Origin of the sequence: Candidatus Sulfotelmatobacter sp., from assembly GCA_035504415.1 — a bacterium.
Classification (GTDB): Bacteria; Vulcanimicrobiota; Vulcanimicrobiia; order Vulcanimicrobiales; family Vulcanimicrobiaceae; genus Vulcanimicrobium.
Map to the genome: position 1 here is coordinate 1 of DATJRY010000014.1, position 13970 is coordinate 13970.

General features: G+C 67.2%; 7 protein-coding genes. 2 read left to right on the forward strand and 5 right to left on the reverse strand.

The features are described 5' to 3' along the window. Nucleotides 1–111 precede the first annotated feature (111 nt). Complete coding sequence (aceA, locus tag VMD91_12305) at nt 112–1392, reverse strand: isocitrate lyase (GenBank protein HTW84846.1); 1281 nt, start codon at nt 1390–1392, stop codon at nt 112–114. Between the two features lie 268 nt (nt 1393–1660). Between aceA and VMD91_12310 the strand changes: the two genes are divergently transcribed. Beyond that, nucleotides 1661–2719: a CAP domain-containing protein gene (locus VMD91_12310; protein ID HTW84847.1), complete on the forward strand. Its 1059-nt coding sequence runs from the start codon at nt 1661–1663 to the stop codon at nt 2717–2719. Here the strand turns inward: VMD91_12310 and VMD91_12315 are convergent. Together VMD91_12315 and VMD91_12320 are read right to left on the reverse strand one after the other, a co-directional pair. Beyond that, a complete protein-coding gene (locus VMD91_12315; protein ID HTW84848.1) occupies nt 2716–4002 on the reverse strand; it encodes a prepilin-type N-terminal cleavage/methylation domain-containing protein in 1287 nt (428 codons plus the stop codon). The genes VMD91_12310 and VMD91_12315 overlap by 4 nt on opposite strands. Before the next feature lie 42 nt (nt 4003–4044). Next, entirely contained in the window at nt 4045–6315 is a 2271-nt protein-coding gene (locus VMD91_12320; protein ID HTW84849.1) for a penicillin acylase family protein, read from the reverse strand. A gap of 238 nt (nt 6316–6553) precedes the next feature. Between VMD91_12320 and rpoC the strand changes: the two genes are divergently transcribed. Then, nucleotides 6554–10348, forward strand: a complete 3795-nt coding sequence (gene rpoC / locus VMD91_12325) for a DNA-directed RNA polymerase subunit beta' (GenBank protein ID HTW84850.1) — start codon at nt 6554–6556, stop codon at nt 10346–10348. A 51-nt stretch (nt 10349–10399) separates the two neighbouring features. On the opposite strand, the gene VMD91_12330 is transcribed toward rpoC, so the two are convergent. Together VMD91_12330 and VMD91_12335 are read right to left on the reverse strand one after the other, a co-directional pair. Next, a complete protein-coding gene (locus VMD91_12330; GenBank protein ID HTW84851.1) occupies nt 10400–11872 on the reverse strand; it encodes a diguanylate cyclase in 1473 nt (490 codons plus the stop codon). A gap of 75 nt (nt 11873–11947) precedes the next feature. Next, the gene (locus tag VMD91_12335; GenBank protein ID HTW84852.1) at nt 11948–13942 is read right to left on the reverse strand and encodes a S9 family peptidase; all 1995 of its coding nucleotides are present in this window, start codon (nt 13940–13942) and stop codon (nt 11948–11950) included. Nucleotides 13943–13970: the final 28 nt, after the last annotated feature.

Below are 13970 nucleotides of genomic sequence, written 5' to 3' on the forward strand. Positions count from 1 at the left end.
AGCTCGCGTTCTGCACCTGGTGACGGTGGATTGCCAAGGGGGATGACGTCCGAAGGGCGGTTTGCAACACCAGCCGCGTCGGCGTCACCTCCTTGGAAACGGGCTTCGGGCTTAGGCGACCGCCGCTGTCTTGAACTGCGCCTCTTCGGTCGAGCCGGTGAGGGCCGTCGTCGAGGATTGGCCGCCGCCAACGACCTTCGCGACCTCATCGAAGTAGCCGGTGCCGACTTCGCGCTGGTGACGCGTCGCCGTGTAGCCGCGTGCTTCGCTCGCGAACTCGCGCTCTTGGAAGTCGGCGTAGGCCGACATCCCGCGGCGGCCGTAGTCGTAGGCCAATTCGAACATCGAGTGGTTGAGGGCGTGCCAGCCGGCGAGCGTGATGAACTGGAAGCGGTATCCCATCTTCGCCAGCTCGCTGCGGAAGCTCGCGATCGTCGTTTCGTCGAGCTTGAGCTTCCAGTTGAAGGAGGGCGAGCAGTTGTAGGCCAGCTGCTTGCCCGGGAACTTGGCGTGAATCCCGTCGGCGAACGCCTGCGCTTCCTCGAGCGAGGGATGCGAGGTCTCGCACCAGATCAGATCGCAGTACGGCGCGTAGGCGATCCCGCGCGCGATCGCCTGGTCCAAGCCGGGCTTGACGCGGTAGAAGCCTTCCGGCGTGCGTTCGCCGGTCAGGAACGGCCGATCGCGCTCGTCGATGTCGGACAGCAAGAGATTGGCCGCGTCGGCGTCGGTCCGTGCGATGACGACCGTCGGCACGTCGAGGACGTCCGTCGCCAAACGCGCGGCGATCAGATTGCGGATCGCCTGCTGCGTCGGGATGAGCACCTTGCCGCCGAGATGACCGCACTTCTTCTCGGACGCGAGCTGGTCTTCGAGGTGGACGCCGGCCGCGCCGGCGGCGATCATCGCTTTGGTGAGCTCGAACACGTTCAGCGGGCCGCCGAAGCCGGCTTCCATGTCGGCGACGATCGGCGCGAACCAATCGCGCTCGCCCGAGCGCCCCTCGACCGTGTCGATCTGGTCGGCGCGTGCGAACGCGTTGTTGATCCGCTCGACGACCTTCGGCACCGAGTCGTATGGATACAGCGATTGGTCCGGATAAATTTGACCGGCGGTGTTCGCGTCGGCCGCGACTTGCCAGCCGGAGAGGTAGATCGCTTCGAGCCCGGCCTTGACGGCCTCGACCGCCTGGCCGCCGGTCATGCACCCCAGCGCCACCGCCGGCTGGTCGCCCGCGAGCATGTTGCGCAGTCGCTCCGCGCCGCGGCGCGCCAGCGTGTACTCGATGCGGACGCTGCCCCGGAGCCGCTCGACGTCGGCCTGGGTGTAGGGACGGGTTGCGCCGGTGTGGCCATTCGTGTGGCCATTGGTCGGACGCGGGAGCTCGGACACGACCTCTCCTTCATAAAACAGTTGGATGGTGGTTTGGCCGGGTCACGCCGGATTGATGGCTGGCCCGAGCCGATGCCCGACAGTATATCCCCAAAGACCCATCCGTCAATCCCCCACGAGCAGTCCATTTGTCGGGACCGCGCCGAACGAGCGAGGAAGAGGCGCGCCGTCGCTCGTCGAAACAAGCAAGCAGATCGATACTTTTGCTAGGGGGTGGGCGAAGGGAAGGTCAGCCGTGCGGATTTGGCTCGGGTATGGACTCCCGTTCGTGGCGGGCACGCTGCTCGCCGCGTGTGGGGGCGGCGGTGGCGGCGCGAGGCCCGCGCCGCCGGAAACCTCGAGCTCGACGCCGAGCGCGACGCCGGCTCCAACTCCGACGCCGACGCACGTACCGCAGACCTATCCGGTCGCGGGCACCGTCGTCCAGATCCCGGTCGACGCGTATGGCCCCGCCACGATCGACGGCGTGACCTACCAATCGGCCGACGCCGACCAAACGACTCCGCTGGCCGGCGCCGCCGTGATCATTGGCCCGGTCCCGATCGTCGGCGCTACGGTGCCGCCGACGTTGCCGACCGGCGATGTGGCAGCGACGACGAACGCCAACGGAGCGTTCACCATAACCCTCACAGTCGCGCCCGCCGCGCCGAGCAGCGCCGAACCATTCGTGATCCCGCCACAAAATCTATCGGGCACCATCCCGCCGAGCACCGGATACTACGTGCAGGTGTTTGGCGTAGGCACAGACGGCGTCAGCGCCGGCATGCTCCTCCCGCTGCACCGCTTTCTCGTCGCGAGCACGTCGTTGTCGCTTCGCGTCACCACCGCGTCGCCCGCAGAGGCAACGGCGCTTGCGAACGTCAACAGCGATCGAGCGTCAAACGCCGGCGCCGGTCCGCTGATCTTCGACGAAGAGGAAGAAGAAGTGGCACGTCTTCACGCGAGCGACGAAGCGACAAACAACTATACGTGTCACTATGACCTAAGAAATGTAGGCCCATCATCGAGGTACCTCGCAGTCGGCGGAATCGGGCTCACCGCAGAAAATATTGAGTCCGGCGGGATAGATGGATCGGCAAGCGCAGCTTTCGCGCAAGCCGAGGGCGCCTTTTTGTCCGAAAAAAGTTCGACCGGACCTCATTACTTGAATCTCGTCGACGCAACGCACAATTGGCTCGGCTTAGCAGCGCTACCAATGTCCAGTCTGTCAGGATATTGGGAGGTCGACTACGATTTCGGGACATCGGACGACCTTGGAGCGGCAGCTGCCGCCAGCGGTTACACAAGCGCACTTTGTCCAGCGGGCATAGTCGTGAATGATTCCTAGGTTCCGGGGCAGCTGGTAGCAGCTGCAGACCCGGACCCGCTTGCAGCTTGCAGAATAATGTAGCTGAAGGCGGCGGAGCCTTCAGCGCTCGACCCCAAAGGCATGTCTGCGGCAGCGCTGAGGTCCAACTGTAAGCCATAGCTGCCGGGTCCAAACGGCAGCAAAACATCTGAGTTGACCGCAATCTCGCTGTTTTCGACGTTCATCTGTGTCGATCCTAAGCAGAAGGTTGTGGCCAACCCCGTCGCTGGGTTCGTCGCAATCAAGAGTATAGACGAGTTCCCGTAGTCATAATTCGATACGCCGGGACCGACGAATGTCACGTGGGAGATCACTTGTGCGCTAATGTAAACAGAATCGGTCGTCGAGATGAATTGGACAGTTTCAGAAGCGCCAGCTGCACAAATACTCATCTTTACGCCGTGCACGTCGTCTTCACTGCAGCTCGCCGCCGCAGAGATATCTGGACTTGACCCTTGAGCAATCGGCGACGCTGTCGGTGTCGGGCTGGCGAAGCCTCCCAGCGCGATGCAGTTAGGGTACGTGCCACTATAGCCCGGCGGGCAGGTTGGCGTCGCGGACGGCGCTGGAGTGGGTGCCGGAACACAGCTTGTTGCGTTTGTTTGATTGTAGCCGGGTGGGCAGGTTGTGACGACGTTGGGCGATGGTGGCGGTGAGGGGACGCAGCCGAGGGCGGCGCAGGCGGGGACCGTCGGGGTCGGGAGCGGCGAGGCCGCGGGCGGGTTGTCGTACGAGACGGGGCCGGTAGCGGCGAGTTGGAGCGTGCACGGAATCGTGCGCTGCGCCGTGGAGCCGGCGTAGGCGAAGACGAGCACGTAGTTCCCCGATGCCGGACAAGCGTTTTCACCGGAGGCGCTGCCGGCGAGGACGTCGCCCTTGATGCCGCCGAGTTTGCCGTTGGCGTGCAAAGCGAGAGCGAACGCGGGCGTACCGAGCAACTGCGTCTCGGTCAGCGTCACGCGGCCGTCGAGCGCGGGGAAGTCGGTCGCGAGCAACGTTCCCGTGCTGGGGCGGCGGCCGTACACGCGTGCGGTGAACCCGTCGCCGTACGCGTCGGGCTCGAAGACGATCGTCGCGCCGCCGTCGTATTCGCCGGCGGCGGTCCGTGCTGCGTCGAGCAGCGCGTCGAAGCGCGCGGCGGCGGTACTGACGGCGAGCGAACGTGCGCTCATCGACACGCCGACGGCGCCCGTGGCGACGAGCGCCACGACGGCGACGGCGATGACGACTTCGACTAGCGTGAACCCGCGAGCGCTGCGCACCTCACGATGCGCGGTGCCCTCCCGGTGGGGCGGCCAGTCGGGTCAGCGCGTGAGCGTCAGCGTCTCCGTCGTCGCGCGCCGAACGGCCGCATCGGAGAAGGGCAACGTCGTGCGCTGGAAGTTCGCCCAGTCGGCGGCTTGATCGGTGTAGTGCGGTGAGCCCGGCTCACCGGACTCGCCGGCGTCGACGTTGATGGTGCCGGCGTCCCAGTCGCCGGCGATCCATAGCGCGCGGAACGATTGCCCGTGGCCGTTCCACTGCACGGCCGGCGCGAAGCTGCCGCCGCGCCCCGGGAACGTCGGGCCGTTCCAGTGGGTGAACCCGAACGGTGCGAGCGGATGCGCGATCAGCTGTGCGGCCCAGACGCCGAACGTCGGAATCTCCTTTCCGAACAGCGCGTGGACGGCGCTCATGCCGTCGACGATGAACGCGTCGTAGTCGTCGTTCACGACCCAGCCCTTGGGCCGCTCGCGCAGGGCGCGCAGGACGATCTCGAAGCCCGGGCCGGTCGGCGGATACGCCTGTGCGATCGCGGTCGGGAGATGCGTCGCCGCGATCTCGCCGACCAGGTGCAAGCGGAGCGCGACGATCACCGACGCGCCTTGCGATGCGGGCAAGAGCCGTCCGTCGAAGTTGCGCACCGCGGCGAACAGGGGCGCGAGCGCGGGATTCCGGTCGGCGTGCGTGCGCCGGCCGGCCGCCATGATGAAGTCGCGGAACTCGGCTTCGGAGGGTGAGTCGGCATCGCTCTGCTCGGCGGCGATCGCGTCCGGGCTCGAGCGGTGGTGCGCGTCGGTTGCCGCGCCGAGCGCGCGATGGATCTCGAAGGCGCGGTACGGCGGCGGCCAGAACGGCGCGAGCCGCGGCGCGGCCGCACCGCTGACGCGATTGTTCGACGTCACGATGAGCGCGGTGCGCGCCGGGTCGACGTGCGCGGCACGATCGTACGGCAGGAGCGCGGGTTCGGGTCCGATCGGATCGTCTGCCCAGCGGCCTGCCGACGGCAAGAGCGGAATGCCCCCGGCAAGGTGATAGGCCACCGTACCGCGATCGTCGGCGAACAGCACGTTCAGCGCCGGTTCCGGCAATGCGCGCATCGCGGCGACGCCGTCGGCCGTCGTGCGCGCCGTGAGCAGTCGAAGAAACGGCGCCAGCGGGGAGACAGGCGCGCGGCGCATGCGCCAATCCATCACGTACGCGGCGTCACCGTCGCGCTGGATCACGACGCCGCGCGCGGTCTCGAGGAAATCTTCGTCGATGGTGTGGCCGAAGCGCACGACGATCTGCTCGTGCCGGTGCCGTGCCGTGACCCACCGACCGTTCTCGAGCAGCTGGTCGCCGCGGATGCGTTCGCGCCACACCGGGATCGCGGCGGTCTCGCCGGCGGTCACGCCCCAAGCCAGGTGCTCGTTGTGGCCGAGGGTGACGCCGGGCGTGCCGGCCAGGGCGGCCCCGGCGATGTGCATGCCGGGCGCGCTCGCTTCGACGAGATACCAGATGCCGGGGATCGCCAGGTCGAGGTGCGGGTCGTTGGCGAGGATCGCCTTGCCGTCGGTCGTGCGTTCGGCGCCGGCGGCCCACGCGTTGCTCCCGATCGGGGGGCGCTCGTCAGCCAGTGCGACGCTCGGGGCCGCGTGGGCCGTCGGCAGCGGGGGAAGCGTCGCCAGCACGCCCGGCGCCGAGCCGTCGGTCGGGACGTCGTAGTGCGGGTCCGTCAGCGGATAGAGCGCGTCGGTCCCGGTGGCGCCGAGCAGGCGGCGGATCTGGTCCCGCTCGATCACGTCCTGCGGGCGGTCGTCGAGATCGAGCAAGGTCGCGAAGCCGACCGCCAGGGCGTCCTCCGGCCGCCACGGCTCGAAGTGCGCGAACAGCGCCTTATACTCAGGGGGCACCGGCTGTTGCGTGGCGGCGGCGTTGATGCCGGCAGCGAAGGCGTCCAGGCCCGCTCGCTCCTGAGCGCTCGCGTGCGCGTAGACTTGGGCCGCCAGCTCGCGGATCGCGTACCGGCGCATGAAGCGGTCTACCTTGGTGAGCGGCGACCCGAGGATCTCGGCCAGCCGGCCGTCGACGAAGCGCCGGGTGAGGTCCATCTGGAACAGGCGGTCGCTCGCCATCGCATACCCTTCGGCGACGAACAGGTCATGGACGGTAGCGGCCCGGATGTGCGGGACACCCCGAACGTCCCGGGCGATCGTGACGGGCTGGTCGACCGGTAGGCCGCTTTGCCGGCCGGATTCGACCGCCACGGCACGCTGCGTCGCCAGGGCCAGCCACCATCCGTAGCCAAGCCGGACGGCGAAATACAGGGTCACGAGGGCGACTAAAGCAAGCGCCCCGCGAAGCAGCCAGCGACGTACCACGATCTTGAGTTTCTGCCGGGATCGTGCTATAATACCTGCCTATGCCCTTCGGCCGATAACACGGACCTAAGGAACGTCGAGCCCGGCGTCTCCTGGGTCTCTTCGCGTCTCCCGCGATCTCCCAGGCCACCCGGCCCCCGACGTCACCTCGACCGTGCTCTGCTGCCGACGCGCGAGAGCAAAGGAATCGATGAACCTCCTCGACGTCAACAATTTCGACGCGATGCGGATCGGGCTCGCCAGCCCTGAACAGATCCGCGCGTGGTCTTTCGGTGAAGTAAAGAAGCCGGAGACCATCAACTACCGGACCCTCAAGCCGGAACGCGACGGCCTCTTCTGCGAGAAGATTTTCGGCCCGACCAAAGACTGGGAATGCCACTGCGGCAAGTACAAGCGCATCCGCTTCAAGGGGATGATCTGCGACCGCTGCGGTGTCGAGATCACGCGTGCCAAGGTGCGCCGCGAGCGGATGGGCCACATCGAGTTGGCCACGCCGGTCACGCACATTTGGTATTTCAAGGGCGTGCCCTCGCGTATCGGCATCCTGCTCGACATGTCGCCGCGCCAGCTCGAAAAGGTGATCTATTTCGCCGCGTACGTCGTCACCGATCCGGGTGACACGCCGCTGGTCAAGCGCGAGATCCTCACCGAGCAGAAGTACCGCGAGTCGCGCGAGAAGTACAGCACGCGGTTCAAGGCCGGCATGGGCGCGGAAGCGATCCGCGAGCTGCTGCGCGACCTGAACCTGCGCAAGCTGCAAGAAGACCTGCGCCGCGAGTTCAAGGAGACGACCGGGCAAAAGCGGATCAAGGCGATCAAGCGGCTCGAGGTCGTCGAAGCGTTCTTGCAGAGCGGCAACAAGCCGGAGTGGATGATCCTCTCGGCCGTGCCCGTCATCGCGCCGGAGCTGCGTCCGATGGTTCAGCTCGACGGCGGCCGGTTCGCGACGTCGGACCTCAACGATCTCTATCGCCGCGTCATCAACCGCAACAACCGCCTCAAGCGGCTGCTGGAGCTGAGCGCGCCTGAGATCATCATCAAGAACGAGAAGCGCATGCTGCAAGAAGCAGTCGACGCGCTGATCGACAACGGCCGCCGCGGCCGTCCGGTGACGGGTCCCAACAACCGTCCACTCAAATCGCTCTCGGACATCCTCAAGGGCAAGCAGGGCCGGTTCCGCCAGAACCTGCTCGGCAAGCGCGTCGACTACTCGGGCCGTTCGGTCATCGTGGTCGGCCCGAACCTCAAGCTGCACCAGTGCGGGCTGCCTAAGGAGATGGCGCTCGAGCTCTTCAAGCCGTTCGTGATGAAGAAGCTCGTCGACCGGGCGCAAGCGCACAACATCAAGAGTGCGAAGCGCATGGTCGAGCGCGTGCGTCCCGAGGTCTGGGACGTGCTCGACGAGGTCATTCGCGAGCATCCGGTTCTCCTCAACCGCGCACCGACGCTGCACCGTCTGGGCATCCAGGCGTTCGAGCCGGTGCTGGTCGAGGGCAAGGCCATCCATCTGCACCCGCTCGTCTGCACGCCGTACAACGCGGACTTCGACGGCGACCAGATGGCCGTCCATCTTCCGCTGAGTGCCGGCGCGCAGGCCGAGGCCCGCATCCTGATGCTGTCCTCGAACAACATCCTCCAGCCGTCGTTCGGAAACCCGGTGTCGATCCCGACGCAGGACATGGTCCTGGGTCTGTATTGGCTCACCTTCCAGCCGGAAGAGTACAAGGGGCCGGCGCGCGCGCCGCTCTCCGACGACGCGCTCTACGCGATGCCCGTCGCCCGCAACGGCAAGGCGCGCAAGAATCCGGACGGCACCCCGGCGCTGATCGCTTTCCGCGACGGCGACGAAGCGATCACGGCCTTCAACCATCACATGATCGGTCTGCACGAGTGGATCGAGGTGCGCCTCAACGGGACGCGCATCAAGACCACGGTCGGCCGCGTCATCCTCAACCAGGCGTTCCCGCCGGAGTGGAACTACCCGTACCTCAACGGCATCGTCGACAAGACGGCGCTCAAGAAGCTGATCACCGACTGCTATCGCAAGTTCGGCAACGCCGAGACCGCGTCGTTCCTGGATGCGATCAAGTCGCTGGGCTTCCGTTATGCCACGCAGTCCGGTACGACCGTGTCGATCAGCGACATCGTCGTCCCGACCGCCAAGCACGAGCTGCTCGACAAAGCGCAGCACGAAGTCGACGAGCTCCACTCGCTCTTCGACCAGGGCTTCATCTCCGAGGACGAGCGCTACAACAAGACGATCGAGATCTGGTCGAAGGCCGGTGACGACGTCACGCTCGCGATGCAGCAGGCGCAGAACCCGCTCAACACCGTCTTCATGATGGCGACCTCGGGTGCGCGTGGTTCGATCGCACAGGTCAAGCAGCTCGGCGGTATGCGCGGGCTGATGTCCGACCCGTCGGGCCGCATCCTCGAGATCCCGGTCAAGGCCTCCCTCAAAGAAGGTCTGACCGTCCTCGAGTACTTCATCTCGACGCACGGCGCGCGCAAGGGTCTCGCCGACACCGCGCTGCGCACGGCCGACTCGGGCTACCTGACGCGCCGTCTGGTCGACGTCGCGCAGGACGTCATCATCCGCGAGGAAGACTGCGGCACGGCCAACGGTATCCTGGTCTCCGACATCACCGTCGGCAAGGAAACCATCGAGCCGCTGCTCGACCGCATCGTCGGTCGCCGCTCGGCCGAGGACGTCAAGAACCCCGAGAACTCGCGCGAGAAGATCGTCCGTCGTGACGAAGAGATCGACGAGGAGAAGGCCAAGGCGCTCATCGCGGCCGGCATCAAGCAGGTCAAGATCCGTTCGGTCCTGGTCTGCCAGGCCAAGCACGGCGTCTGCGCGATGTGCTACGGCCGCAATCTCGCGACCGGCAAGAAGGTCGACATCGGCGAGGCGGTGGGTATCATCGCCGCGCAGTCGATCGGCGAGCCGGGCACGCAGCTCACGCTGCGCACCTTCCACACCGGTGGTGTCGCTCAAGAGGACATCATCACCGGTCTGCCGCGTGTCGAGGAAATCTTCGAGGCACGCAAGCCGAAGGGCGAAGCGCCGCTGATCGAGGTCGCCGGCACGATCAAGTTCGCTGAGGAGAAGAACAAGCGCGTCGTTTACGTGACCGACGAACAGGGTGACGACCACGAGGTCGACATCACGCCGGGTCTTCACCTCACGATCGTCGACGGTCAGAAGGTCGAGGCGGGTCAGCCGGTCGCGGACGGCTCCCTCAACCCGCACGACATCCTGCGCATCAAGGGCGAGACTGCGCTGCAGAACTATCTCGTCCAGGAAGTGCAGAAGGTCTACCGCTCGCAAGGCGTCGACATCAACGACAAGCACATCGAAGTCATCGTGCGCTCGATGCTGCGTAAGGTGAAGATCGTCGACGGCGGCGACACGCGGATGCTCCCGGGGCAACTCGTCGAGTCCGCCGCGTTCGCCGAAGAGAACGAGAAGATCAAGGCCGACGGCGGCAAGTTCGCCGAGGGCAGCCCGGTGCTGCTGGGCGTGACGAAGGCGTCGCTCGCGACGGAGTCGTTCCTCTCGGCGGCGTCCTTCCAAGAGACCACGCGCGTCCTCACCGACGCCGCGATCAAGGGCAAGCACGATCCGCTGCTCGGTCTCAAGGAAAACGTCATCATCGGCAAGCTGATCCCGGCCGGCACGGGGATGTCGCGGTACCGCAACCTCCAGATCGAGCCCGAAGGGCAAGACCTGGACGAAGAGGGCCGTCCCCGCAACGTGTTCCTCGACTTCAACCCGAATCCGGAAGAGCTCTCGTCCTACGGCGACGTCGTCGCCCCCAACGGGCAGGAGCTCAATCCGAAGGTGCTCGGCCCGTACGAGCGCCAGCGGATGGCGGAGAACACGGTGCAGTACGAGGGCGACTACGACGCGGAAGCGTCGGTGAGCGCACCGACGCAGCGCACGCAGTACAAGCCGCGCGGCATCAACCCCGAAGACTTGTGAGCGAGACTTCGGCAGAACACGAGAGCCCGGCAGCGATGCCGGGCTCTTCGTTTAGGCGGGGTTCGTGCTCAGCGCTTGAGTGCGGATCTTGGCCCGGTACGCGTGGGCGTCGGCGATGCGCATCGCGTTGTCGAGCGTCAAACCGGCCAGCGGCGCGAAGCCGATCGACGCGCTGACCGCCGGGGTGCGCGTGCGCTCGCCCACGCGCACGGTCGCGATCGACGCGACGAGGTGTTCGGCCAAGCGGTCGGACTCGGCGCGTTCGGTGCCCGGGACGACGATGACGAACTCGTCGCCGCCGACGCGCGCGATCGTCGCGTCCGGGCCCGAGACCTCGCGCATCGTGGTCACCACGGCGCACAGCACTTTGTCGCCGGCGGCGTGACCGTAGCGATCGTTGACGACTTTGAAGCCGTCCAGGTCGACGAAGAACAGTGTCCCCGTCGTCGTGGCGGCGGTCGCGCGCAGCAGACCGCGGCGGTTGAGCGCGCCGGTGAGCGCGTCGTGCTCGGCGGCGTGGGTCGCCTCGTCGAGGCGATGCTCGAGGGTGACGCGCTCGTGCAGCAAGTAGCGCCAGCGCAAGATGACCGCCAGTCCGAAGACGAGCGCGTCGCAGACCGCCGAGACTTCGTAGAACCAGTGGTCGAGCAGCGGCATCCCGAGCGTCGTCGTATCGCGCACCAGCCGGTAGACGAGGTTCAGGGCCAGACAGCACAGCGCGACCAGCAGGTATCGGCCCGGCGGGAACGTGCGCGCGCGGGCCGCGGTGACGCCCAGCAGCACGACCATCCCGAAGCACAGCACGAAGGCGCGCAGCGGCTCGACATACGGATGCAGCGCCGGCACGGCGACCGACGCCAGCGCCAATGCCGTGGTCGGCGCGACGCCGAGCACCTGGAGCCAGAACAAGTCGCGTGCGTCGGTCCACAGCCGCAGGTACACGATGGCGAACGCGAGGTCGAAGACGCCGTTGAGAATGTCGAGCAGCATCACGCCGACCAGCGGCGGGATGCCCGGTCCGAGCGAGATGGCGCCGTCGCGCAACAGCTCGATCAACCCCAGCGTCGCGACGACGCCGATGTAAAGCAGGATGCTCAGGTCGCGGGTGAACGCGAACGCCGCGATCTGCAACAGAATCACCGCCAGCAAGATGCCGAGCATCACACCGCTCAGGCGCGCCCCGTCGATCGCCGCGTCGACGGTTGCATCCTCGGCGACCAAGCGAGGCGATCCCGCCGGGTCGGTCTCGACGCGAATCGGCGTCCCCGCCGCGATCGTGGCGGAAATCGGGACGGCCGGCACGACGTGGCCGAGCCGGCTCATGCCGACCGGCAGCATCGAGCCGGCTTGCACGGTCTGCCCGTCGACCGTCACCCGCATCACGCGCACGTCCGGCGGTCCGACGACGAACGACGCCTGCCCGCTGGCGTGCAGGGTGGTGGTGCCCGTCGAGGCGACGGCGGGACTCAGCGACGCGAAGGCGACGCCGGCCAAAACGGCCGCCGCCCATCCGATTCGTAACATCCGTGTAAATCGGTAATTCGCGTCCGCGGGCGCGTTACCCCGCGCTCATCTGTTTTTCATCTGTTATAAAAGCGTTCATTTTAGCCAACGATCGAACCAACCCACGATGCGCCGGCTGACGTCGCGCTGATCGGCCGGGCGATAGAACTCGTGCCCTTCGCCGGGGTAGATGACCAGCTCGGTCGGCACGTGGAACGCGCGCAGCGCCCGCCAGTACTCGTACGACTGCGTTACCGGTACCTCGGCGTCGCGGTCGCCGTGCAGCATCAGCGTCGGCGTGCGGACAGCCTTAACGAAATTGATAGGTGAGCTGCGCGCGTACACGCCCGGATCGTCGTACACCGAAGCCCCGAAGTACGGTATCATCCACGTGTCGATGTCGTTGGTGCCGTAGTAGCTCAGCCAGTCCGAGAGTCCGGCGCCGGCGACGGCGGCGTGAAAGCGGTGCGTCTGCGTCAGCGCCCACATCGTCATGTAGCCGCCGTAGCTCCAGCCGAAGATGCCGACGCGTTTCGGATCGACCGGCGCGACGTGCGCGACCGCGTCGAGACCGGCCAAGACGTCGCGCAGGTCCCCGTAGCCGAAGTCCTTGACGTTGGCACGCGTGAACGCTTCGCCTTGACCGTAGCTGCCGCGCGGGTTGGGCTCGAAGACGAGGTAGCCACGCGCGGCGAGGGTGGCTTGGAACGCCATTGGGCCGCTCGGGTAGGTCGGGTAATTCGCGAACGCCGGGCCGCCGTGGATGAGCGTGACGAGCGGATAGCGCACGCCGGCCTTCCAGCCGGGCGGATAGATCAGCCAGCCCTGGACGTGCATCCCGTCGCTCGTCCAGGTGATGCTGCGCGCCGCTCCGGTCGTGCGCGGCACCGTGTCGTTGGCGTGCGTCACGCGGCGCATCGCCGTGAGCGGACCGAGCGCGATCTCGGGAGGTGCCGTAATCGACTGGACGATCGTCGCGGCCAGCCGGCCGTCGCGCGAGAGCGAGACGCCGGCGTCTCCCGGCGCCAGCCCGGCGAAGCCGGTCGCGTAGATCGTCGCCTCGGCGCTCCAGAGCGCACGTTGTCGGCGCGCAAGCGTGTCGATCGACGCGATCACGCTGCGGCTTCCCGCCAGTTCCGTCGCCACGATGTTATCGCGCGATCCGTGCCAGGTGATCGTCGTGACGGACGCGTGCAGATTCGGCGTGACGTCCGTCGCCGCGCCGCCGCGCGCCGAGACCACCTCGACGTCGCCGCCGGTGACGGCCTCGTCGCTCATGATGCCGCCGATGTAGGCGATGCGCGTCCCATCGCCGTTCCAGCGCGGTGAGGCCAGCTGGAGCGTGGGGTGGTGGATCTCTTTGGTCGCGCCGCTGCGCGCGTCGATCGTGTAGAGGTCGGCGATCCACCAGTTCGCGTCGCCGTCTCCGTGCGCGGCGCTGACCGCGAAGCGGCGATCGTCGGGCGACCAGTCGTACTCGTACACGTTGAGATCCGCCGGCCCGAGCAGGCGAATCGCTCCGCCGCGCGCGGGCATGACCGCCAGCCGCTGCTCGTAGATTTTCGCACCGACCACGCCGGCGTCGGGTGTCGCCGGGTTGAGCGGGCTCGGCGTTTTCGGCGCACCCGGCGAGTACAGGAACGCGATGCGCGTGCCGTCGTGCGACCAACGCGGCGTGCTCAGTGGACCGCGCGCGTGCGTGAGCACGTGCGTGCGCAGCGTCGCGAGGTCGAGCAGCGCCAGCTGTCCCTGTCCCGTGGCGTCGGTGGTGACGAACGCCAGCGTGCGGCCGTCGGGCGACCAAGCCAGATCGCCCTCGTCGCAGCCGTTGCCGGCGCAGGCGCTCACGCGGCGCGTCGCGGTCGGATGCGCGACCGGCGCCAGCTCGACGTGCCCGGGGCCGCTGCCCTCGCTCTCGACCGACGCGATGTGCAGGCCGTCCGGTGAGAGCGCGACCTGCGCGTACTGGTGCACGGCAGCCAGCGCGGCCTCGATGCGCGGATAGGGTAGCGGGGCCGCTTGCGCGGTCCCGCCGAGCGCCGCGGCTGCCACGCACGCGAGAAGAAGCGCGAGTCGAGAGCGATGCGTCATGCGCGGGCGTTCACCGTCGCGGCGCGGG